A 24100-nucleotide genomic window follows, 5' to 3' on the forward strand; every position below is an offset into this window, starting at 1 on the left:
CGTTGAATATTGCAAACGTTGTTGTTATAATCAAAGCTAGCGTATTTCGGAAATTATAGGAGTGGAATATAGATGAATCGTGAAGAAAGATTAAAAAGAAGGGATCGCATTCGTAACTTTTCGATTATTGCACATATCGATCATGGCAAATCGACGCTTGCTGATCGCATTCTCGAGAAGACAGGTGCGCTATCTGAACGCGAAATGAAGGAACAAGCGCTTGATTCAATGGAGTTAGAACGAGAGCGTGGCATTACGATTAAGCTAAACGCTGTTCAGCTTCATTACAAAGCAAAAGATGGAGAAGATTACATTTTACATTTGATTGATACGCCTGGCCACGTCGATTTTACGTACGAAGTTTCGCGTAGTTTAGCGGCGTGTGAAGGTGCGATTTTAGTCGTTGATGCGGCGCAAGGTATTGAAGCACAAACGCTTGCGAACGTATATTTAGCGATTGATAACAATTTAGAAATTTTGCCTGTTATTAACAAAATTGATTTACCAAGTGCCGACCCTGAACGAGTTCGACAAGAAATTGAAGATGTCATCGGTCTTGACGCGTCAGAAGCGGTGTTGGCATCAGCAAAAGTCGGCATTGGGATCGACGAAATTTTAGAACAAATTGTTCAAAAAATCCCTGCTCCATCCGGAGATCCAGATGCGCCGCTTAAAGCGCTCATTTTTGATTCGTTGTACGACCCGTATCGCGGGGTTGTCGCATATATTCGCGTTGTCGAAGGAACGGTCAAAGCGGGTCAAAAAATTAAAATGATGGCGACAGGAAAAGAATTTGAAGTTGTTGAGGTCGGAGTATTTACACCGAAAGCGAAAGTTGTTGATGAATTAACGGTCGGTGATGTAGGTTATTTAACGGCTTCGATTAAAAACGTCAGCGATACGCGCGTCGGGGATACGATTACCGATGCGGACAATCCAGCGAGCGAACCGCTTCCAGGGTATCGCCGATTAAATCCGATGGTGTTTTGCGGTTTGTATCCAATCGATACAGCGCGCTATAACGATTTGCGTGAGGCGTTAGAAAAACTGCAATTAAACGATGCAGCGTTGCAGTTTGAGCCAGAGACGTCACAAGCGCTCGGTTTCGGCTTCCGATGCGGCTTTTTAGGGCTTTTGCATATGGAAATTATTCAAGAGCGATTAGAGCGCGAATTCAATATTGACATCATTGCGACAGCGCCAAGCGTTGTATATAAAGTATATTTAACAGACGGAACAGAGTTAGCTGTCGATAACCCATCAAACATGCCAGATCCACAAAAAATTGACCGCGTCGAAGAGCCATACGTGCGTGCGACAATTATGGTGCCAAACGATTACGTCGGTCCTGTCATGGAATTATGTCAAAAGAAACGCGGCATTTTCGGAGATATGCAATATTTAGACGAGCGGCGCGTCACGTTGACATACGAATTGCCGCTTGCTGAAATCGTATATGATTTCTTTGACATTTTGAAATCAAGCACGAAAGGATACGCATCGTTTGACTATGAGTTGATCGGCTATAAGCCGTCTAAGCTTGTAAAAATGGACATTTTATTAAATGGTGAAAAAGTCGACGCTTTATCGTTTATTGTCCATCGTGACTCGGCGTACGATCGCGGAAAAGTGATCGTTGAAAAATTAAAAGATTTAATTCCGCGCCAACAATTTGAAGTGCCTGTTCAAGCGGCTATCGGCAATAAAATTATTGCCCGTTCAACGATTAAAGCGTTGCGTAAAAACGTGTTAGCTAAATGTTATGGGGGCGACATTTCCCGTAAGCGAAAGTTGCTTGAAAAGCAAAAAGAAGGGAAAAAGCGCATGAAGCAAGTCGGTTCTGTTGAAGTGCCACAGGAAGCGTTTATGGCTGTGTTAAAGATGGACGACCAAAAATAACCGCAGAATGTTTCTGCGGTTTTTTGTATAGAAAAGGGTGGAATCAATGATTCAAGCAGCATATATTCATATCCCGTTTTGCACGCACATTTGTCATTATTGTGATTTCAATAAAGTATTTTTACATCAACAACCGGTTGATGCTTATATTGATGCATTAATCATCGAAATGGAACGGACGTTTGAACGTTTTCCGACCCTGCGATTACAAACGGTATTTATCGGTGGGGGAACGCCGACGTCGCTTACCGCCAAACAACTCGATCGATTATTGCACGCCATTCATCGCATAGTTCCCCTTGCTTCAAATGTGGAGTTTACCGTTGAAGCGAATCCAGATGGAGTAAGTGACGAACAGCTGCGTGTGCTCAAGCAATGGGGAGTCAATCGCCTTAGTTTTGGGGTGCAGACGTTTGACGATGAGCTGTTAACACGCATTGGACGTACGCATACGAAAGAAACGGCGATCGAAACAATCGAACGAGCACACGAGCTCGGTTTTCATAATATAAACATCGATTTAATGTACGGATTGCCGACACAAACGATCGCTCAACTAAAAGGGACGTTGCAAATGACGTTTTCATTGCCGATTCAGCACGTTTCTGCTTACTCATTAATTATTGAACCGAAAACGGTGTTTTACAATTTAATGAAAAAAAATATGTTGTCGTTACCGAGTCAAGAAGAAGAGGCTTATATGTATGAAATCGTTATGGAACAAATGGAAAAGCACGGTTATGTGCAGTATGAACTGAGCAATTACGCGCAAAAAGGGTTGTATAGCCGGCATAATATGACATATTGGAATAACGAGTACTACTACGGATTTGGCGCAGGAGCTCATAGCTATATGAACGGTGTAAGATATGTAAACGTTGGACCGATTAAAAAATATATCCAACTCATTGAACACGGGAAGCTTCCATACATTGATACACATGTCGTTTCAAAAGAAGAGCAAATGGAAGAGCATATGTTTCTAGGATTAAGAAAAACAGAAGGGGTAAACAAACGAGAATTTTTAGCGCGATATGGAAAAACAGTGCATGAAGTTTTTAGTGAAGCGATTGCACGGCAAAAACAAAACGGATTACTTGAGGAGACAGACGAGGCGATTGTTCTTACCCATCGCGGCAAATTGCTCGGCAATGAAGTATTCCAATCGTTTCTTGGTGTTTCATCTTGACATGACAAGTGCAATTTGATACCTTAATAATAGATTTAGCACTCGCTTTATTAGAGTGCTAACAGAGGTGATAAGCGTTGCTAACAGATCGCCAATTGTTAATTTTAAAAATTATCGTCGATGATTTTATTCGTTCTGGGCAACCTGTTGGTTCGCGGACGTTATCCAAGAAGGATCAAATTACGTTTAGTTCAGCGACCATTCGTAATGAAATGGCAGATTTAGAAGAGCTTGGTTTTATCGAGAAAACGCATATTTCCTCGGGTCGTGTTCCGTCTCAAAAAGGATATCGTTATTATGTTGACCATTTATTGCCGCCAGTTCGGTTAACGCAAAAAGATGTACAAACGATTCAATCAATTTTTAATGAACAAATATATGAATTAGAAAAGCTCATTCAAAAATCGGCACAAATTTTATCAGACTTAACGAACTATACAACAGTTGTTCTCGGTCCTTCGGTAAAGGAACATAAACTAAAGACAATTCAAATCGTTCCGCTAAACGCGGAAACAGCCGTTGCGATCATTGTGACGGATACGGGATATGTAGAAAAGCACGTCGTGACGCTCCCGCCGTCTATTCCGCCATCTGATGTTGAAAAAATGGTAAACATTTTAAATGATCGGTTGACGGGCGTGCCTTTAGAAGATTTAGCAGATAAAATTCAAACGGAAGTTGCGCTCGTTCTTCGTGAACATATCCAAAGCTACGACCACATGTTGCGTATGATTTCGTCTTCTTTAGATTTAAATGCGCCTGCGCAAATGTTTTTAAGCGGAAAAATGAATATGCTTCGTCAACCGGAATTTAACGACATTAATAAGCTTCGCGCCTTATTTAATGTCATTGAACAAGAAAAAGAATTTTATCGCTTGTTAAGAAAACATAAGCAACAAGGCATTCAAGTGAAAATTGGCACAGAAAACGATGTCGAAGGAATGGAAAACTGTAGTTTAATTACAGCAACATATTCTGTTGGCGGAGAAAAGCTTGGCACGATTGCAGTTCTTGGTCCAACCCGTATGGAATATTCGCGCGTCATTTCATTGCTAAACCTTGTTGCGACCGATTTATCGAAGGTATTAACGATGTGGTATCAAAAATATTAGCGATGTCAATATTAATGGATGGGGAGTTTCCCCATCCGCTTTTCAAGTGTTTGAGGGAGGTGAGAAGATGGAGAAAGAACAGCGTACATATGATGAAACTGTTGAACAACATGAAGAAGTACAAAATGAGCAACTGCAAGATGAGCAAGTGCAAAGTGAAGAAACACAACAAGAAGAAAAAGATGAGTTAGCGCTTGCTTATGAAAAAATTGCGCAACTCGAAGCGAAGTTAGCAGAAACAGAAAATCGTTTACTTCGTTTACATGCTGATTTTGACAACTATCGTCGCCGTGTGCGCTTAGATATGGAAGCTGCTGAAAAATATCGCGCGCAAAACCTAGTTGCTGACTTGTTGCCGATTTTAGATAATTTTGAACGTGCTCTACAAGTGCAAGTGGAAGATGAGAAAGCAAAATCGCTCTTGCAAGGAATGGAAATGGTTTATCGTTCGTTAATTGAAGCGCTGAAAAAAGAAGGAGTTGAAGCGATTGAATCGGTTGGAAAGCCGTTCGATCCGCATGTGCATCAAGCAGTCATGCAAGTTGATGATCAAAACTATGAACCGAATACAGTAGTCGAAGAGTTTCAAAAAGGCTACAAATTAAAAGATCGTGTTATTCGTCCAGCAATGGTCAAAGTAAATCAATAAGGAGGGATTATGTGATGAGCAAAATTATCGGTATTGACTTAGGTACAACAAACTCTTGCGTTGCTGTATTAGAAGGCGGTGAACCAAAAGTTATTCCAAACCCAGAAGGAGGTCGTACGACACCATCTGTCGTTGCGTTTAAAAACGGTGAGCGTTTAGTTGGTGAAGTCGCAAAGCGTCAAGCGATTACAAACCCAAACACAATCATTTCAATTAAACGCCATATGGGTACAGACTATAAAGTACAAATCGAAGGAAAAGAATATACGCCACAACAAATTTCTGCGATGATTTTACAATACTTAAAATCATATGCAGAAGCATATTTAGGCGAACCTGTGACACGTGCGGTCATTACTGTCCCAGCTTACTTTAACGATGCGCAACGTCAAGCAACAAAAGATGCGGGCCGCATCGCAGGCTTAGAAGTCGAGCGTATCATCAACGAGCCGACAGCGGCAGCATTAGCGTACGGATTAGATAAAATGGATGAAGATCAAACGATTCTCGTATACGACCTTGGTGGCGGTACGTTTGACGTCTCCATTCTTGAGCTAGGTGACGGTGTATTCGAAGTAAAAGCTACTGCTGGTGACAACCATCTTGGTGGTGACGATTTTGACCAAGTTATCATCGACTATTTAGTTGAAGAATTTAAAAAAGAACACGGCATCGATTTATCGAAAGACAAAATGGCATTGCAGCGCTTAAAAGATGCAGCGGAAAAAGCGAAAAAAGAACTTTCTGGCGTGATGCAAACGCAAATTTCATTGCCTTTTATTAGCGCAAACGAAAACGGTCCACTTCACTTAGAAATGACGTTGACGCGCGCAAAATTTGAAGAATTATCTGCACACTTAGTTGAACGCACGATGGGTCCTGTTCGTCAAGCGCTAAAAGACGCTGGATTGACGCCTGCGGACATCGATAAAGTTATTCTTGTCGGTGGTTCAACGCGCATTCCAGCTGTTCAAGAAGCAATTAAAAAAGAAATCGGAAAAGAGCCGCATAAAGGCGTAAACCCAGATGAAGTTGTCGCAATTGGTGCAGCGATCCAAGGTGGCGTCATTGCTGGTGACGTGAAAGACGTTGTGTTGTTAGACGTGACACCACTTTCACTCGGTATCGAAACGATGGGTGGCGTCTTTACAAAATTAATTGAACGTAACACGACAATTCCAACAAGCAAATCGCAAATTTTCACGACGGCAGCGGACAATCAAACAGCGGTAGACATTCACGTTTTACAAGGTGAACGCCCAATGGCTGCCGACAACAAAACGCTCGGTCGCTTCCAATTAACAGACATTCCACCAGCTCCGCGCGGTGTGCCGCAAATTGAAGTAACGTTTGACATTGATGCAAACGGTATTGTACACGTGCGTGCGAAAGATTTAGGTACAAATAAAGAACAATCGATTACAATTAAATCTTCTTCTGGCTTATCTGAAGAAGAAATTCAACGCATGATTAAAGAAGCAGAAGAAAATGCAGAAGCAGACCGGAAGCGGAAAGAAGAAGTGGAACTTCGCAACGAAGCAGATCATCTCATTTTCACAACAGAAAAAACATTAAAAGAATTGGAAGGAAAAGTAGACGAAGCGGATGTGAAGAAAGCGCAAGAAGCAAAAGATGCGTTAAAAGCAGCGCTTGAGAAAAAAGATATCGAAGACATTCGTGCGAAGAAAAATGCGCTACAAGAAGTTGTCCAACAGCTTTCAATTAAGCTATACGAGCAAGCAGCTAAACAAGCGCAAGCTCAACAAAGCGAAGGCAAAAAAGACGATAACGTCGTCGATGCAGAATTTGAAGAAGTGAAAGAAGATAAGTAAACAAACGAAAAAGTCAAAGTCAGGCCTGCCTTGGCTTTGACTTTTTTGCTATGGAAACATGAAATATATTGCGCAATAAGATGAGACAATGATAAAATTACGTTCATGTGAACGAGTCGGGAGTGGGTGATCATGAGTAAACGAGACTACTATGAAGTGCTCGGTGTGAGTAAAAACGCAACAAAGGAAGAAATTAAAAAAGCATATCGGAAGTTATCGAAACAGTATCATCCAGATATTAATAAAGCGCCCGATGCGGCAGAAAAGTTTAAAGAAATTAAAGAAGCATACGAAGTGTTAAGCGACGATCAAAAGCGTGCCCACTATGATCAGTTCGGCCATACCGATCCGAACCAGCAGTTTGGCGGATTTGGTGGCGCTGATTTTGACTTTGGTGGGTTTGGCGGCTTTGAAGATATTTTTAGCAGCTTTTTTGGCGGTGGTCGCCGACGCGATCCGAACGCGCCACGTGCAGGGGCCGATTTACAATATACGATGCGGTTGACATTTGAAGAAGCGGTATTTGGAAAAGAAACGGATATTGAAATTCCGCGTGAAGAAACGTGCGATACGTGCCACGGTTCGGGTGCGAAGCCGGGAACGAAAAAAGAAACGTGCGCACATTGTCACGGTACAGGACAATTAACGATTGAACAAGCGACACCGTTTGGTCGCATCGTAAACCGCCGCGTTTGTCATTATTGTGGCGGTACAGGACAGTTTATTAAAGAAAAATGTACAACGTGCCATGGAAGAGGTCGTGTGAAAAAACGAAAAAAAATTCATGTCAAAATTCCAGCTGGTGTCGATGATGGCCAACAATTGCGTCTAGCGGGTCAAGGTGAACCAGGAATAAACGGAGGACCATCCGGAGACTTATATATCGTTTTCCACGTTGAACCACATGAGTTTTTCGAACGGGATGGCGATGACATTTATTGTGAAATGCCAATTACGTTTACACAAGCCGCGCTCGGAGCGGATATTGAAGTGCCAACGTTGTACGGTAAAGTGAAGTTGAAAATTCCAGCTGGTACGCAAACAGGTACAAAATTCCGTTTGAAAGGAAAAGGAGTACCGAATGTGCATGGGTACGGAAAAGGAGATCAACACATTCGCGTTCGTGTTGTCACACCAACGAAATTAACGGAACGTCAAAAACAATTGTTGCGTGAATTTGAACAACTCAGTCAAGGGAATGGCCAAGAAGACAGCTTTTTTGCAAAAGTGAAGCGAGCATTTAAAGGGGAGTAACGTGAAGGAGGAGTTGGTAGATTTATGAAATGGTCAGAAATAAGCATTCATACAACACACGAAGCGGTTGAGGCAATTTCGAATATTTTACACGAAGCGGGTGCTGGTGGTGTCGTCATTGAAGATCCGTTTGAACTAACGAAAGAACGAGAAACGACTTACGGGGAAATCTACCAACTCAATCCTGACGATTACCCCGAAGAAGGCGTCATTATTAAAGCATATTTACCGGTGAATAGTTTTTTAGGTGAAACGGTCGAAGAAATTAAACAAGCGATTAATAACTTAATGCTATATAACATCGATATTGGACGAAATAAAATTACAATTAGCGAAGTGAACGAAGAAGAATGGGCAACAGCGTGGAAAAAATATTATAACCCTGTCAAAATTTCTGAGCGCTTTACGATCGTTCCGACATGGGAGACGTATGAACCGGTTTCAAGCGATGAATTAATTATTGAGCTAGATCCGGGCATGGCGTTTGGTACAGGGACGCATCCGACAACAGTTATGTGTATTCAAGCGCTTGAAAAAACGGTTAAAGAAGGGGATACAGTCGTTGATGTCGGTACAGGATCAGGCATTTTAAGCATTGCGGCTGCGATGTTAGGGGCAAAGCGTGTCCATGCGCTCGATTTAGATCCAGTTGCGGTAGAAAGTGCAAAATTAAACGTGAAGTTAAATAAAGTGCACGATGTTGTCACCGTTTCGCAAAACAATTTACTTGATCGAATCGATGAACAAGCAGATGTTATCGTAGCAAACATTTTAGCTGAAATTATTCTTCGTTTTGTCGACGATGCGTATCGTCTGTTGCGTTCAGATGGTGTGTTTATTACATCAGGTATCATTCAAACGAAAAAACAAGAAGTGAAGGAAGGGCTTCTTCGTGCTGGTTTTACCATTGAAGAAACGTTAACGATGGAAGACTGGGTTGCGTTTATTGCGAAAAAACAATAAAAAGGGTGTTCGTGTTGCAACGGTATTTTGTACGTAACGAGCAAATCGTTGGCGATCACGTCATGATTTCTGGCGATGACGTCCATCATATCGGACGGGTGATGCGCATGAATGAAGGGGATCGCCTTCTTTGTTGTAATGAACGTAGTGAAACGATGCTTTGTGAGATCGAACAAATTTCCAATGATTTTGTTCGCTGCCGTATTATACAATGGATAGAGGCAAACGTTGAACTTCCTGTACACGTATATGTCGCAAGCGGATTGCTAAAAGGAGATAAATACGAACTCGTTTTACAAAAAGGAACAGAGCTTGGAGCAAAAGGGTTTCTTCCGCTTATCACCTCTCGTTCGATCGTGAAATGGGACGAGAAAAAAGGGGATAAAAAAGTGGAACGTTGGCAAAAAATCGTGAAAGAAGCGGCTGAACAGTCGCACAGAGCTTACATGCCATCTGTTTGTGCTCCGATGACGATTCGTGAACTTATTGCATGGGCGCGCGACATCAATTATAAATATATTGCGTATGAAGAAGAGGCGAAAGAAGGACGTCACCGTTCGTTTGCTCATCTTCTTCAAACGATGAGCAAGGAGGACTCTCTCCTCATCGTTTTTGGACCAGAAGGAGGCCTCTCTGAACAAGAGGTGGCGTTATTAAAAGAACATGGATTCGTCGCATGCAGTCTTGGGCCACGTATTTTACGGGCAGAGACAGCGCCATTATATGCATTATCCGCTGTATCTTATGAATGGGAACTTAAGTGAGGTGATCTACATGCCAACGGTTGCATTTCATACGTTAGGATGCAAAGTGAATCATTACGAAACAGAAGCGATTTGGCAGTTATTTAAACAAGCAGGATACGAGCGAAAAGACTTTGAAAGCCACGCCGATGTATACGTTATTAATACGTGTACAGTAACGAATACAGGCGATAAAAAAAGCCGTCAAGTCATTCGTCGCGCGGTGCGCCGCAATCCTGATGCGGTCGTATGTGTAACAGGCTGTTATGCGCAAACGTCTCCAGCGGAAGTTATGGCGATTCCTGGTGTCGATATCGTCATCGGGACACAAGATCGCAGCAAAATTTTAGAGTACATTGAGCAGTTTAAACAACAACGCCAGCCGATTAACGGTGTGCGCAATATTATGAAAACGCGTGTATATGAAGAGCTTGATGTGCCTGCATTTACGGATCGAACACGCGCATCGCTGAAAATCCAAGAAGGATGCAATAACTTTTGTACGTTTTGTATTATTCCATGGGCGCGCGGTTTAATGCGCTCGCGCGATCCGAAAGAAGTTATTCGTCAGGCGCAACAACTCGTTGACGCGGGATATAAAGAAATTGTATTGACGGGCATTCATACAGGCGGATATGGAGAAGATATGAAAGATTACAATTTCGCCATGTTGTTGCGCGATATTGATGAGCAAGTAAAAGGATTAAAACGTTTGCGCATTTCATCGATTGAAGCGAGCCAAATTACAGATGAAGTGATCGACGTATTGAGACAATCGGATAAAATCGTCCGTCATTTACACATTCCGTTGCAATCTGGTTCAAACGCGGTGTTAAAGCGAATGCGCCGCAAATATACGACGGAATTTTTTGCGGAGAGACTAGCTCGTTTACGTGAAGTATTTCCAGACTTAGCTGTAACATCAGATGTAATCGTCGGTTTCCCTGGGGAGACGGAAGAAGAATTTATGGAAACATATGAATTTATTCGCGAGCAACGCTTCTCCGAACTGCATGTCTTTCCATACTCAAAACGGACAGGCACACCAGCCGCAAGAATGCCAGATCAAGTTGACGAAGAAATAAAAAATGAGCGCGTTCATCGCTTAATTGCACTTTCCGATCAATTAGCGAAGGAGTATGCATCGAAGTTTGAAGGACAAGTGCTTGAAGTCATTCCAGAAGAGCTTTATAAAGAAGATCCAACGAGCGGATTATATGTCGGTTATACGGATAACTATTTAAAAGTGAAATTCCCAGCAACAGAAGAAATGGTCGGTCAACTCGTGAAAGTGAAAATTACAAAAGCAGGCTATCCATATAACGAAGGGGAATTTGTTCGTGTCATTGACGATGCTCATGAAGCCATTCGGCTAAGCTCATAAAAAGAAGTTGACTTATGAGCTTGGTTATATTATACTTTGAAAGTACATGTTTTAACATGTACCAAGGATTAGCGGTTTTGTTCGGAGGGAGGGAAGTAGGATGTCAAAAACGATCGTTCGTAAAAACGAGTCGCTTGAAGATGCTCTTCGTCGCTTCAAACGTGCGGTTTCAAAAACAGGTACGTTGCAAGAAGCAAGAAAGCGCGAATTCTATGAGAAGCCAAGCGTAAGACGTAAGAAAAAGTCTGAAGCGGCTAGAAAGCGCAAATATTAAAAGAGGGTGTATTTATGAGTCTTCTCGAACGTTTGAACAATGATATGAAACAAGCGATGAAAAACAAAGAGAAGGACAAATTGTCGGTCATTCGCATGGTGAAATCCGCTTTGCAAAATGAAGCGATTAAACTTGGCAAAACGTTGACCGAAGATGAAGAATTAACCGTACTTTCTCGCGAATTAAAGCAGCGTAAAGACTCCCTCCAAGAATTTGAAAAAGCTGGTCGCACAGACCTTGTTGATAAAGTCAAGGAAGAAATTACGGTTCTTGAACTTTACATGCCGAAGCAGTTGAGCGAAGAAGAGCTTGTGCAAATCGTGAAAGAAACGATTGCCGAAGTGGGCGCTTCCTCAAAAGCGGATATGGGTAAAGTGATGGGAGCGATCATGCCGAAAGTGAAAGGAAAAGCGGACGGATCGCTCGTGAACAAACTTGTTCAACAACATTTAAGCTAAAAACACCTTACGATATCGTAAGGTGTTTTTCTATTTTTTGAAACTTTTTTTCTTTCCATACGTACATAATAAAAGGTGAAGGGAGGAAAAACGATGGCCGGTTTCATTATTGCTTTTACGCATCCGTTTCTTGCTGCGCTTTTACTCATCGCCGGCAGCGTGTTGTTTGTTTGGCAACTATACGATGCGCGCTGGGGATGGAAAGGAACGGGGAGCCTCGTTTGCTTTTTGCTTTTTTTCTCATCGCATTTAGCGGCTGGTTTAACAACTTTCGGAGCGATCATGTTATTTACTATTGGTCTTATTTTGTTAGTCATTGAGCTGTTTGTGCCAGGTGGGGTAATCGGCTTGCTTGGGCTTGGGACGCTTCTTTGGAGTTTATTTTTAGCCGCCAAATATTCCCCGTTTATTACTGTTTCTTTAGCGGTAGCTGTCGTTAGCGCGCTCATGATGGGATTATGGTTAAGTCGAGTCAGCAAAAAGAAGATGATGCTTTTTGAGAAAATCGTACTTACTGATGAACAGCGAAATGAAAAAGGATATGTTTCTCATGACGCGCGTGTTGATTTAATTGGAAAGCGGGGGGTGGCATTGACGGTGTTGCGTCCGGCAGGAACAGCACTTATTGATGACGAGCGTGTCGATGTCGTTACAGAAGGAGAATATATAGAGCGAAATCGTCCGATTGAAGTCGTTTATGTCGATGGGTTAAAAATTGTTGTTCGTGAATGGAAAAAAGAGGAGGAGATCATATGATGCCAGATCAAGTGTTATTCATTATTGCGATTGCTTTAGGACTTGTATTGTTAGCTGTTTTCTTTTCATTCGTTCCGGTTATGCTTTGGATTTCAGCCATTGCTTCCGGCGTTCCAATTAGCATTTTTACGCTTATTGGCATGCGATTGCGTCGCGTCATTCCATCGCGCGTCATTAATCCATTAATTAAAGCGAAAAAAGCAGGACTAAATGTGACGATTAACCAATTAGAAAGCCATTATTTAGCAGGTGGAAATGTCGACCGCGTCGTTAATGCTTTAATTGCTGCACAACGCGCCAATATTAATTTAACGTTTGAACGTTGTGCTGCCATTGATTTAGCTGGCCGAAACGTGTTAGAAGCGGTACAAATGAGCGTGAATCCAAAAGTCATTGAAACGCCGTTTATTTCAGGTGTCGCAATGGATGGTATTGAAGTGAAGGCGAAAGCGCGTATTACCGTGAGAGCTAATATTGATCGGTTAGTCGGTGGCGCAGGGGAAGAGACGATTATTGCTCGCGTCGGGGAAGGTATTGTATCAACGATCGGGTCCCAACATGACCATAAAAAAGTGCTTGAAAATCCAGATATGATTTCGCAAACGGTATTAACCAAAGGGTTAGACTCAGGGACAGCGTTTGAAATTTTATCGATCGATATTGCAGATATTGATATCGGAAAAAACATTGGGGCGGAGTTGCAAACAGATCAAGCCGAAGCGGATAAAAAAATTGCGCAAGCAAAAGCAGAAGAACGTCGTGCAATGGCCGTTGCGCTTGAGCAAGAAATGAAAGCGCGCGTGCAGGAAATGCAAGCAAAAGTAGTTGAAGCGGAGGCACAAGTGCCGCTTGCGATGGCAGAAGCGCTTCGTTCTGGAAAGCTCGGTGTCATGGATTACATGAACTTGAAAAACATTATGGCGGATACGAATATGCGCGACTCGATTGGCAAGCTGACGCAACATCCGGATGATGAGCAAAAGTGAGGAATGAATGATGATGCTCATTGAGTGGCTTCTTGACAACATATTTGTCGTCTTTATTTTAGGAGCGTTTATTTCTTGGATTGGAAAACAGATCAAAGCAGTGGAAGAAACGGTGGAACGAAAAGAACAGCAAGAACAACGATCGACAGCTGTTGTGACAGAAGTTGAACAAAGAACGAGACGGGCGGTCAAACAAGAACAGGAGCAAATCGTCGTTTCACAGCCAACAGTGAAGCAGCAGACGAAAGCAAAACAATTGCCGAAACATCCGCTCGTGCAAGGTGTTATTTTTTCAGAAGTGCTCGGTCCACCGCGTGCGAAGCGTCCGTTTGGTAGAAAATAAGTGCTATAACCCCCATTTCGCTCATACATATGAGATGAAAGGGGGTTTTGTTTATGATGAAAAAATGGAAAAACAAAATGCAACAATGGCTAACGAATCAAATGGAATTACCTGCGGACGTTGTTGCTGACCTCCCCCGTATTACGATGATTGGTCATATTCATATCTACATAGAAAACCATCGCGGTTTGCTTCTGTTTACAGATCGCGAATTGCGCTTATTGTTAAAAAACGGCCAGTTGCTTGTCAAAGGGGAATCGTTCACGATTAAAACGATTTTACCTGAAGAAATTTTGCTCGAAGGGAAAATCAACCAAGTATTATATTTAGAAGAATAGGGGGGGCGGGTGTGAAAAACGAATGGATGTATCGAGCGTCAGGAAACTTGCGCATACGTATTGTTGGGAAAGGATTAGAACGGTTATTAAATGAATTTACACGCCGCGGGATATACGTATGGAACGTGAGGAGAGAGGGAGAAAACTCGCTAACGTGTTACATGTTTCTTCGCGATATTCGCCGTGTGCGAGCAGCGATGCGAAAAAGCGGTTGTAAATTATATTTTCTCGAACGGCGAGGTGCACCATTTTGGTTGAAAGCGTCATGGAAAAATAGCGGCATCGTCGTCGGGATCTTTGCTTTTATATGTATCGTTTTTTTATTATCCAACATGATTTGGCGCATTGAAGTGACAGGGGCGAACCCTGAAACAGAACATACGGTGTTGCAGCAATTAAAAAAAATGGGGGTCGAGCGTGGGGCGTTGCAATTTGTCATTCCGACTCCCGAAGCGATTCAACGAACGTTAATGAACAATATGGACACAATTACGTGGATTGGTGTCGAGTGGCGCGGGACAACGTTATATTGCCAAGTAGTTGAAAAAAAGCAGCCGAAACAGACGAAATCGAATACGCCACAACACCTTGTTGCAAAGAAAAAAGCGGTCATTACGTACATGTTTGTTGAGCAAGGTCAAGCGGTTGTAGAAGTGAATGATCATGTCGTTCCAGGGCAGTTGCTCGTTTCCGGATTTATCGGCAAAGAAGGACAGACGGAGATCGTGCCAGCGCGCGGTCAAATTTTAGGGGAGACGTGGTACAAGTCTGCGGTCGTCGTTCCGATGAAAACAACGTTTTATATGTTTACAGGGAAAAAACGCGAAACACATTACGTTCGTTTTTGGTCATGGAAAATTCCGTTTTTTTGGAATCATAAAGAGAAATTTTCAACATTTGAAAAACAAGTCGATGAAAAAACGTTTCGCTTTTTGACATGGACGCTACCGATTCGTTATGAAAAAGTAGTGTGGCAAGAAAAAGAAGTCGCTGTTCGCGAATATTCATACGATCAGGCAAGGGAAGTAGCGAAACAAATCGCGCGTGAACAGTTAAAGCGACAGCTGCCTGCGGATGCGATCATCCAAGGTGAAAAAGTTTTGCATGAGGCGAAAGAGAATGGTAAAGTAAAAGTAGAAATGCATTACCAAGTCATTGAAAATATTGCGATACCACAACCAATTATTCAAGGAGACTGAGGAATGTCGGAACAGTTTGTCACAATTTATCCTAACGTACAAAATGCAGATGAAGCGCTCGCTTTATTTGGTACGCACGATATTCATTTAAAGCGCATTGAACAAGAACTCGGTGTTTCAATTGTGACGCGCGGGGAAGCAGTCAGCGTTTCGGGAAGCAAGCAACATATTGAACTTGTTGATGAATTGCTTCGCCATTTGTTGCTTGTTATTCGTAAAGGCATTGTCATTAGCGAGCGAGATGTGCTTTATGCGCTACAAATGGCGAAAAACGGTACGATTTCTTACTTTGTGGAACTGTACAACGAAGAAATTGGAAAAAATGCAAAAGGAAAAGCGATTCGTGTCAAAACGCTTGGTCAGCGTCAATACGTTTCTGCGATTCAGCGCCACGATTTAATTTTCGGTATTGGGCCAGCAGGAACAGGAAAAACATATTTGGCTGTCGTTATGGCTGTACAAGCGCTAAAAAGCGGACAAGTCAAGCGAATTATTTTAACGCGTCCGGCTGTTGAGGCGGGCGAAAACTTAGGTTTTTTGCCGGGTGATTTAAAAGAAAAAGTCGATCCGTATTTACGGCCGCTTTACGATGCGCTTCATGATGTGCTAGGTCATGAGCATACGCAACGATTAATTGAGCGCGGTGCGATTGAAATTGCTCCGCTTGCATATATGCGCGGGCGAACGTTAGACGATGCGTTTGTCATTTTAGATGAGGCGCAAAATACGACGCCTTCGCAAATGAAAATGTTTTTAACGCGCCTTGGCTTCGGCTCGAAAATGGTTATCACCGGTGATATTTCACAAGTGGATTTGCCAAAAGGTGTTCGTTCTGGGCTGGCGATTGCGAAAGAAATTTTAACGAATGTAAGCGGAATTTCATTCGTCTTTTTAGAGCAAGCTGATGTTGTACGCCATCCACTTGTCGGCAAAATTATCGCTGCATATGAAGATGCTGGAATGTAAATGCGACCTGCGTTGGCGTGGGTCCTTTTTGCACTTTGACGAAGAAAGAGGGAGATTTCGTGTTAATCATTGATTTTATTGATGAAACGAATGAAATAACAGAAGAACAGATTGAGCTTATTGAACAGTTATTGCAGCATGCCGCAAAGGAAGAAAACGTACGAGATGGCGCAGAAGTGAGCATCACGTTTGTTGACAATGAAAAAATTCGTGAAATTAACCGCGATTATCGTGGAAAAGATCAACCGACAGACGTCATTTCGTTTGCGCTTGAAGAAATGGGGGAAGAAGAAATCGAAATTGTCGGTGCGGGCTTGCCGCCGGTGTTAGGGGATATTATCATTTCTGTGCCGAAAGCGCGCGAACAGGCAGAAGAGTACGGTCATTCGTTTATGCGCGAACTCGGTTTTTTAGTGGTGCACGGCTTTTTACATTTGCTCGGTTATGATCATGAAACGGAAGAAGAAGAAAAAGTGATGTTTGCGAAACAAGAGCAGCTACTACAACAATTCGGTTTAACGAGATGACATATGGTGCGCTGGAAGCGATTTGTTGCTAGCGTATTATACGCCTTAAACGGCATTCGCCTGGCAGTTTGTTATGAGCGAAATATGCGCATTCATCTAGCGGCAACGATTGTTGTCATCGTTGCTGCAATGGTGTTTCGCATCACGAAAATGGAATGGCTTGTGCTGCTTTTGACGATTGGAGCAGTCATTAGTTTGGAAATCGTCAATAGCGCAATTGAACGGACGGTCGATTTAGTGACGGACGAGTACCGACCGCTAGCGAAAGAAGCGAAAGATTTAGCGGCAGGTGCGGTGCTCGTTTTTGCGATCGTTGCTGTTATCATTGGAATTTCCATTTTCCTTCCTCATATGTATGTATTTTTTAAAAATTCTTTATATTTTCATAAATAGTAGTGAAGTCGTGTTCATATTTTGGTAAAATAAACGGTAAGCATACTTTATGCGATGGAGGTCTCTATGATTCGAGAAGGATATAAATCAGGATTCGTAGCAATTATCGGAAGACCAAATGTAGGAAAGTCTACATTTTTAAATCGCGTCATTGGGCAAAAAATTGCAATTATGAGCGATAAGCCGCAAACGACGCGCAATAAAATTCAAGGTGTGTACACAACAGATGATGCGCAAATTATTTTCATTGATACGCCAGGCATTCATAAGCCGAAGCATAAACTTGGCGATTTTATGGTCAAAGTAGCGCAAAGCGCGCTACAGGAAGTCGATTTAATTTTATTTATGGTGAACGCTGTAGAAGGGCTCGGTCGCGGTGACGAATTTATTATCGAACGGTTAAAACATGTACAAACACCGGTATTTTTAGTCATTAATAAAATTGATGAAGTGCATCCGGACGATTTACTGCCGCTGATTGAGCAATATCGCTCGCTCCATTCATTTGCGGAAGTCATTCCTATTTCAGCGTTGCAAGGAAACAATGTAGAAACGTTGTTGCAACAAATTAAAAACTACTTGCCTGAAGGGCCACAATATTATCCAGCACATCAAGTGACAGATCATCCCGAGCGGTTCATTATTGCTGAATTTATTCGCGAAAAAGCGCTTCATTTGACACGAGAAGAAGTGCCGCATTCCATTGCGGTTGTCATTGATTCGATCGAGCGCCGCGAAAATAGCGATACGGTGTATGTCGCAGCGACCATTATCGTTGAGCGCGATTCACAAAAAGGAATTATTATCGGCAAGCGCGGTCAAATGTTAAAGGAAATTGGCCAACGTGCGCGCGTCGATATTGAGGCGCTATTAGGCTCAAAAGTGTTTTTAGAACTATGGGTTAAAGTACAAAAAGACTGGCGTAATAAAATGGCGCAGTTGCGAGACCTTGGCTATCGCGAAGATGAATATTAAAGATGTAAAATTTTAAAAGACATCGTGACAGCGAAACAAGAGCAAACTACAAGTGAGCTCCTCAATAACCGTCAACTAACGAGAGAAAGGTGTGGTTCGATGCTCGATTTTACTTGGAAACTGTTTAGTCAAACAGGAAATATTGATACGTACCTTTTGTTTAAGGAGCTAGAACGCGAAGCGCAAGAGCAGGCCAATGATTTATCATGTCACTTAACTGAACGAGATTACCACGTCCTTTAACTTCGGAAGGGTATGTTATATGTTTGAAAAATGTGAAGGAATTGTCATTCGAACGACTGACTACGGGGAGACGAATAAAATCGTAACGATATTTACGCGCGAATGGGGAAAGGTTGCTGCGATGGCACGAGGGGCGAAAAAGCCGAGCAGCCGCCTTTCTTCTGTTACGCAAATGTTTACATACGGAATATATCTCGTCCAAAAAAGTCGTGGCGTCGGGAATTTACATCAAGGGGAATTGCTTTCAACGATGCGGCATATACGCGAAGATATTTTTTTAACGGCGTATGCCTCGTACATTGTTGAATTAACGGATAAAGCGACGGAAGAAAGACGCCCGAATCCATATTTGTTTGAACTTCTTTTACAAACGCTCACGTATATAAATGAAGGACTGGATGCCGAAGTATTAACATACATATATGAAATGAAGTTGCTTTCGGCATTTGGACTGTATCCGAAGTTAGATGGCTGTGCAGTTTGTGGGCAAAAAGAAGGAACGTTTGCTTTTTCGATTACAGAAGGAGGATTTCTTTGCCACCGCTGTTTTGAGCGCGATCCACACCGCATTCCGATGACTCCATCGGTTTTAAAATTACTTCGCCTTTTTTACTACGTAGATTTGTCCCGCATCGGTCAAATCGCTGTCAAACAAGAAACGAAACAACAACTACAAGCCATCATCTCGGCTTATTATGATGAGTATTCAGGTCTTTCGTTGAAGACGAAACGGTTTTTACAACAGCTCCATACGTTAAAAGGTGAAAGCGGACAAATATAACGTTGTCCGCTTCCCACTTTTGTTTGCAAAATATGAAGATGAATTATAATATGGTCTTGTAGCCTATTGTAAGGTGGTGAGCAACAATCGAACTCAATAAACGTCAAGAACAAATTTTGCAAATCGTCAAAGATCATGGGCCGATCACAGGTGAGCATATTGCTGAGAAGCTTAATTTAACGCGGGCAACATTGCGGCCGGATTTAGCCATTTTGACGATGGCTGGGTATTTAGAAGCGAGACCTCGTGTTGGTTATTTTTATACAGGAAAAACAGGAACTCAGTTGCTTGCTGATAAAATTAAAAAAATTAAAGTGAGCGACTATCAGTCTATTCCTGTCGTCATTAATGAAAACGTGAGCGTCTATGATGCGATTGTCACGATGTTTTTAGAAGATGTCGGCACGTTGTTTGTTGTAGATGACGAATCGTTGCTTGTCGGCGTTTTGTCCCGCAAAGATTTGCTTCGCGCGAGCATCGGAAAACAAGAATTGACGTCTATCCCTGTCAATATTATTATGACAAGAATGCCGAATATTACATTTTGCGAAAAAGATGATTTGCTTATTGATGTCGCCCAAAAGTTAATTGAAAAACAAATTGATGCGATGCCTGTCGTCAAAAAAGTGGACAAAGGATACGAAGTCATCGGGCGCATCACGAAAACAAATATGACGAAGGTGCTTGTCGCGTTAGCGAAAGAAGACGTGCTTTAAAGGGGGAAAAACATGAGTCAAATCGTATACGTCGTATCCGATTCGGGAGGAGAGACGGCCGAGCTCGTTGTCAAGGCAGCAGGGAGTCAGTTTCAAGGGGCACTCGTTCAATTCCGGCGTGTTCCTTACGTGGAAGATGTGGAAACGTTATCGGAAGTAGTTGCTTTAGCCAAAATGAACCGAGGTATTATTGCGTTTACGTTAGTTGTGCCGGAAATGCGCCAATTTTTATTAAATGAAGCAGCGCGTGAAGGGGTTCCTGTATACGACATTATCGGACCGCTTATTGAACAAATGGCGAAGTTACTACAAATGACGCCACGTTGCGAACCGGGACCTATTCGTGTTTTAGATGAAGATTATTTTCGAAAAATTGAAGCCATTGAATTTGCGGTAAAATATGACGACGGTCGTGATCCGCGCGGCATTTTGCGAGCCGATATCGTGTTAATTGGTGTATCGCGTACATCGAAAACACCGTTATCACAATATTTAGCCCATAAACGGTTTAAAGTGGCGAACGTGCCAATCGTCCCAGAAGTTGATCCGCCAGAAGAACTATTCCAAGTGTCGCCTGACAAATGTTTCGGGTTAAAAATTAGCCCAGAAAAGCTAAATGAAATTCGTCGCGAACGGTTAAAGTCGCTCGGCTTAGATGATCGAGCTATTTATGCAAACATCGATCGCATTAAAGAAGAACTGCAATATTTTGATGGCATTGTGAAGAAAATTGGTTGTGAAGTCATTGACGTGACGAATAAAGCAGTCGAAGAAACAGCGAACGTGATCATGAATATTATGCGGAAAAGAGAAAAATAAACGATGAAGCACAGTCACATGATGTGATATGTGCTTTTCCTTTTTCAATAAAAACTGTTGTGCATTTTTATAGCCAACTCATGTTTTTTGTATTATAATAAAAAATTGTGATAAAACAGGTTTAGACTTAACATAGGACGAATAAACTATTTATAGCTAATTGTCAAGTGACAATGCATCGGGATTTTCGACAATATTTTTTTCCCAAAAAGAAGGATTGTTTCGCGCGATGGAGAATAAAAACATACAAGACATTTCTATTGCAGCAACAAGTTTTGTCGAAATATGTTTGGAGTTGTTGAAATATGGGACAACGTATTCCTGAAGAAACGGTTGAACACATTCGTCGCTCAGTCGATATTGTAGACATCATCCAACACTATGTCTCACTAAAAAAGCAAGGACGCAACTATTTTGGATTATGTCCTTTCCACGGAGAGAAAACACCTTCTTTTTCTGTTTCACCGGAAAAACAAATTTACCATTGCTTCGGCTGTGGAGCAGGCGGAAATGTGTTTTCGTTTTTAATGGAAATAGAAGGGATCACATTTATTGAAGCGGTGAAACGATTAGCACCACGAGCGAATGTCGATTTATCGTACGTCGTTGATGATCATTCAATAGCTGAACGGACGGAAACGGCAACGATGATCGCTGCGCATGAGCTATTAAAAAAGTTTTATCATCATTTGCTTCTGCATACAAATGAAGGAGAAGAAGCATTAAGCTACTTAATTCATCGTGGATTTACGCGCGAGGTGATCGAGAAGTTTGAAATCGGCTACGCTTTGCCATCTTGGAATGCAGCTGTCACATTTTTAACAAACAAAGGTTTCTCCCTTCCACTTATGGAACGAGCGGGATTGATTGTGAAAAAATCGGGAGAGGACTCATATTTTGATCGCTTCCGTCATCGCGTTATGTTTCCGATTCATAACCATCAAGGAGAAACGGTGGCTTTTTCGGGGAGAACGCTCGGAAACGAAGATCCGAAGTATATGAATAGTCCTGAGACGCCTATTTTTAATAAACGCAACATTTTATACCACTTTCATGAAGCGCGTTTGCCGATGAGACAGAAACAGCAAGTTGTGTTGTTTGAAGGGTTTGCTGATGTGATTGCTGCTGTGCAAGCTGGCATTTCCCACGCGGTAGCCACGATGGGAACGGCTCTGTCAGAAGAACAAGCACGCATGCTTCGGCGCAATGCTTCATCTGTGATCGTCTGTTATGATGGCGATCGAGCAGGGATAGATGCAGCGCTTAGAGCATCTGAGACGCTCGTTGAGGCTGGCTGCTATGTGAAAGTTGCGATGATGCCAGATGGGCTCGATCCGGATGAATATGTACGTCGATACGGTGCTGACCGCTTTCGTCATCATGTGCTCGATGCGAGTTTGTCGCTTACGGCGTTTAAACTTGAATATTTAAAACGCGGTCGCCATCTTCAAAACGAAAGCGAACGTCTTCGCTATATTGAAGAAGCGGTAAAAGAAATTAGCCGATTATCGAACGCAATTGAAGCCGACTATTACTTACGCCAATTAGCGAATGAATTTTCCATTTCGATGGATGCGTTACGCGAACAAATGGCTGTGTACGGAAAGAAACAGCAAATAGAGCGAAAACAAGAACGTCGCGAAACAGTGATGGCGCCTGTTCAAGCGAAATTACTACCCGCTTTTCAAAAAGCAGAGCGTATGTTAATCGCTCATATGTTGCGCGATAAAGCGATCGCCTTTACTGTTCAAGAAGCGATCGAAGGTGCGTTTAACATCGAAGAACACCGCGCTATTGTCGCTTATTTATATGCGTTTTACGAAGAAGGACACGAACCCGATGTAAGCTCGTTACTTGAACGCATTCATGATCCGCAATTAAAACGCATTGTTACAGAGCTGTCGATGATGCCGATCAATGAAGACATCTCATCAGCAGAGTTACAAGATTACATTCAATGCGTGCTCAATTATCCGAAAGAGCAATTGCTTAAGCAAAAAGAAGCACAGCTACGCGAAGCCGAACGGCAAAAAGATTATGAGTGCGCCAAACGCATTGCGAGTGAAATTATCGCGATGCGAAAGTGTTTGCATTTTGGAAGGAGGGGAATAAATGGCTGAAAAGTCAACACATTCCGATTTAACGTTAGAACAAGTCAAAGAACAATTAGTTGAGCTAGGTAAAAAACGTGGTGTTCTTACCTATGAAGAAATCGCTGAGCGATTATCCCCGTTTGATCTTGACTCTGATCAAATGGACGAATATTATGAGTATTTAAACGAACAAGGAATCGAAGTCATCGGTGAATCCGATCTAGATGATGAGGACTTAGATGCTCCAGACTTCGACGATTTAAAAGACGAAGAGTTCGATTTAAATGATTTAAGCGTTCCGCCAGGTGTAAAAATTAACGACCCTGTTCGCATGTACTTAAAAGAAATTGGTCGTGTTCCGTTATTGTCAGCCGAAGAAGAAATTGAACTAGCCAAACGCATCGAACAAGGGGACGAAGAAGCGAAACGTCGTTTAGCTGAAGCGAACCTTCGCCTCGTTGTTAGCATTGCGAAACGCTACGTTGGTCGCGGCATGCTTTTCCTTGACTTAATCCAAGAAGGAAATATGGGCTTAATTAAAGCGGTCGAAAAATTTGATTACCGCAAAGGATATAAATTTAGCACATATGCCACATGGTGGATTCGCCAGGCGATTACGCGAGCGATTGCTGACCAAGCGCGTACGATCCGCATTCCTGTCCATATGGTTGAAACGATTAACAAACTCATTCGCGTTCAGCGCCAGCTTTTACAAGACTTAGGACGCGAGCCATCTCCAGAGGAAATTGCAGAAGAGATGGATTTAACGCCAGAAAAAGTGCGCGAAATTTTAAAAATTGCCCAAGAGCCTGTATCGCTTGAAACACCGATTGGTGAAGAAGACGACTCCCACTTAGGCGATTTTATTGAAGACCAAGATGCGACATCTCCAGCTGAACATGCAGCGTATGAGCTATTAAAAGAGCAGCTTGAAGATGTGTTAGATACGCTAACAGATCGGGAAGAAAATGTTCTTCGCCTTCGCTTTGGCCTTGACGACGGACGCACGCGAACGCTTGAAGAAGTCGGAAAAGTGTTCGGTGTAACGCGCGAGCGCATTCGCCAAATTGAAGCAAAAGCGCTGCGGAAACTACGTCACCCAAGCCGTAGCAAACGCTTAAAAGACTTTTTAGAATAACCGTTTACAAGAAATAGTTTACTTCTTACAATGGAAGTAAGCTATTTCTTTATTTAGGAAGGTATGCGTG

At 42.4% G+C, this 24100-nt stretch carries 26 protein-coding genes; all 26 read left to right on the forward strand.

Going from position 1 to position 24100, the window contains the following annotated elements; all coding sequences use genetic code 11:
• Positions 1-72: 72 nt before the first annotated feature.
• The 26 genes from lepA (at position 73) to rpoD (ending at position 24030) form a co-directional block, all read left to right on the forward strand.
• Entirely contained in the window at positions 73-1899 is a 1827-nt protein-coding gene (gene lepA, locus ABEV15_RS00970) for a translation elongation factor 4 (RefSeq protein WP_429633445.1), read from the forward strand.
• A gap of 46 nt (positions 1900-1945) precedes the next feature.
• Entirely contained in the window at positions 1946-3088 is a 1143-nt protein-coding gene (hemW, locus tag ABEV15_RS00975) for a radical SAM family heme chaperone HemW (protein WP_498852133.1), read from the forward strand.
• Positions 3089-3165: 77 nt separating this feature from the next.
• Positions 3166-4200: a heat-inducible transcriptional repressor HrcA gene (gene hrcA, locus ABEV15_RS00980; protein ID WP_429633441.1), complete on the forward strand. Its 1035-nt coding sequence runs from the start codon at positions 3166-3168 to the stop codon at positions 4198-4200.
• Between the two features lie 67 nt (positions 4201-4267).
• The gene (grpE, locus tag ABEV15_RS00985; RefSeq protein WP_498852134.1) at positions 4268-4849 is read left to right on the forward strand and encodes a nucleotide exchange factor GrpE; all 582 of its coding nucleotides are present in this window, start codon (positions 4268-4270) and stop codon (positions 4847-4849) included.
• A 14-nt stretch (positions 4850-4863) separates the two neighbouring features.
• On the forward strand, positions 4864-6681 hold the full coding sequence (dnaK, locus tag ABEV15_RS00990; RefSeq protein ID WP_339173448.1) for a molecular chaperone DnaK: 1818 nt from the start codon (positions 4864-4866) through the stop codon (positions 6679-6681).
• Between the two features lie 132 nt (positions 6682-6813).
• Positions 6814-7935 carry a molecular chaperone DnaJ gene (gene dnaJ, locus ABEV15_RS00995; RefSeq protein WP_498852135.1) on the forward strand — a complete coding sequence of 374 codons (1122 nt, stop codon included), beginning with the start codon at positions 6814-6816 and terminating at the stop codon, positions 7933-7935.
• Positions 7936-7959: 24 nt separating this feature from the next.
• Positions 7960-8898, forward strand: a complete 939-nt coding sequence (gene prmA / locus ABEV15_RS01000) for a 50S ribosomal protein L11 methyltransferase (RefSeq protein ID WP_429633435.1) — start codon at positions 7960-7962, stop codon at positions 8896-8898.
• A 14-nt stretch (positions 8899-8912) separates the two neighbouring features.
• Positions 8913-9662, forward strand: coding sequence for a 16S rRNA (uracil(1498)-N(3))-methyltransferase (locus tag ABEV15_RS01005; RefSeq protein ID WP_498852136.1), 750 nt, complete (start codon positions 8913-8915; stop codon positions 9660-9662).
• Between the two features lie 10 nt (positions 9663-9672).
• Positions 9673-11025: a tRNA (N(6)-L-threonylcarbamoyladenosine(37)-C(2))-methylthiotransferase MtaB gene (gene mtaB, locus ABEV15_RS01010; RefSeq protein WP_498852137.1), complete on the forward strand. Its 1353-nt coding sequence runs from the start codon at positions 9673-9675 to the stop codon at positions 11023-11025.
• A 100-nt stretch (positions 11026-11125) separates the two neighbouring features.
• Positions 11126-11299 carry a 30S ribosomal protein S21 gene (gene rpsU, locus ABEV15_RS01015; RefSeq protein ID WP_003393897.1) on the forward strand — a complete coding sequence of 58 codons (174 nt, stop codon included), beginning with the start codon at positions 11126-11128 and terminating at the stop codon, positions 11297-11299.
• 14 nt (positions 11300-11313) lie between these two features.
• Complete coding sequence (locus tag ABEV15_RS01020; RefSeq protein WP_003393899.1) at positions 11314-11757, forward strand: GatB/YqeY domain-containing protein; 444 nt, start codon at positions 11314-11316, stop codon at positions 11755-11757.
• A gap of 93 nt (positions 11758-11850) precedes the next feature.
• Positions 11851-12513, forward strand: coding sequence for an NfeD family protein (locus ABEV15_RS01025; protein WP_429630827.1), 663 nt, complete (start codon positions 11851-11853; stop codon positions 12511-12513).
• Positions 12510-13499, forward strand: coding sequence for a flotillin-like protein FloA (gene floA / locus ABEV15_RS01030; RefSeq protein ID WP_429630825.1), 990 nt, complete (start codon positions 12510-12512; stop codon positions 13497-13499). The genes ABEV15_RS01025 and floA overlap by 4 nt, the downstream gene beginning before the upstream one ends.
• Positions 13500-13509: 10 nt before the next feature.
• Positions 13510-13842, forward strand: a complete 333-nt coding sequence (locus ABEV15_RS01035; RefSeq protein WP_498852138.1) for a YqfB family membrane protein — start codon at positions 13510-13512, stop codon at positions 13840-13842.
• A 53-nt stretch (positions 13843-13895) separates the two neighbouring features.
• Positions 13896-14180 carry a sporulation protein YqfC gene (gene yqfC / locus ABEV15_RS01040; RefSeq protein WP_429630821.1) on the forward strand — a complete coding sequence of 95 codons (285 nt, stop codon included), beginning with the start codon at positions 13896-13898 and terminating at the stop codon, positions 14178-14180.
• An 11-nt stretch (positions 14181-14191) separates the two neighbouring features.
• The gene (gene yqfD, locus ABEV15_RS01045; protein ID WP_498852139.1) at positions 14192-15379 is read left to right on the forward strand and encodes a sporulation protein YqfD; all 1188 of its coding nucleotides are present in this window, start codon (positions 14192-14194) and stop codon (positions 15377-15379) included.
• A 3-nt stretch (positions 15380-15382) separates the two neighbouring features.
• Positions 15383-16345 (forward strand): PhoH family protein, encoded by a 963-nt coding sequence (locus ABEV15_RS01050; RefSeq protein WP_429630817.1) that lies wholly within the window; start codon positions 15383-15385, stop codon positions 16343-16345.
• A gap of 59 nt (positions 16346-16404) precedes the next feature.
• Entirely contained in the window at positions 16405-16872 is a 468-nt protein-coding gene (ybeY, locus tag ABEV15_RS01055; RefSeq protein ID WP_498852140.1) for an rRNA maturation RNase YbeY, read from the forward strand.
• Between the two features lie 6 nt (positions 16873-16878).
• Complete coding sequence (locus tag ABEV15_RS01060) at positions 16879-17265, forward strand: diacylglycerol kinase family protein (protein ID WP_429630832.1); 387 nt, start codon at positions 16879-16881, stop codon at positions 17263-17265.
• Between the two features lie 66 nt (positions 17266-17331).
• Complete coding sequence (era, locus tag ABEV15_RS01065) at positions 17332-18240, forward strand: GTPase Era (protein ID WP_498852141.1); 909 nt, start codon at positions 17332-17334, stop codon at positions 18238-18240.
• Between the two features lie 99 nt (positions 18241-18339).
• A complete protein-coding gene (locus ABEV15_RS01070; protein ID WP_429630811.1) occupies positions 18340-18483 on the forward strand; it encodes a YqzL family protein in 144 nt (47 codons plus the stop codon).
• A gap of 19 nt (positions 18484-18502) precedes the next feature.
• The gene (gene recO, locus ABEV15_RS01075) at positions 18503-19264 is read left to right on the forward strand and encodes a DNA repair protein RecO (protein WP_498852142.1); all 762 of its coding nucleotides are present in this window, start codon (positions 18503-18505) and stop codon (positions 19262-19264) included.
• 86 nt (positions 19265-19350) lie between these two features.
• A complete protein-coding gene (ccpN, locus tag ABEV15_RS01080; protein ID WP_429630830.1) occupies positions 19351-19980 on the forward strand; it encodes a transcriptional regulator CcpN in 630 nt (209 codons plus the stop codon).
• A gap of 12 nt (positions 19981-19992) precedes the next feature.
• On the forward strand, positions 19993-20799 hold the full coding sequence (locus ABEV15_RS01085; protein WP_429630807.1) for a pyruvate, water dikinase regulatory protein: 807 nt from the start codon (positions 19993-19995) through the stop codon (positions 20797-20799).
• A gap of 305 nt (positions 20800-21104) precedes the next feature.
• Complete coding sequence (dnaG, locus tag ABEV15_RS01090) at positions 21105-22919, forward strand: DNA primase (RefSeq protein ID WP_498852143.1); 1815 nt, start codon at positions 21105-21107, stop codon at positions 22917-22919.
• Positions 22912-24030 carry an RNA polymerase sigma factor RpoD gene (gene rpoD / locus ABEV15_RS01095; RefSeq protein WP_429635297.1) on the forward strand — a complete coding sequence of 373 codons (1119 nt, stop codon included), beginning with the start codon at positions 22912-22914 and terminating at the stop codon, positions 24028-24030. Before dnaG ends, rpoD begins: the two co-directional genes overlap by 8 nt.
• The last annotated feature ends 70 nt before the right edge of the window (positions 24031-24100 follow it).

Source organism: Bhargavaea massiliensis, assembly GCF_050480245.1.
In the GTDB taxonomy this organism is placed as follows: domain Bacteria; phylum Bacillota; class Bacilli; order Bacillales; family Anoxybacillaceae; genus Anoxybacillus.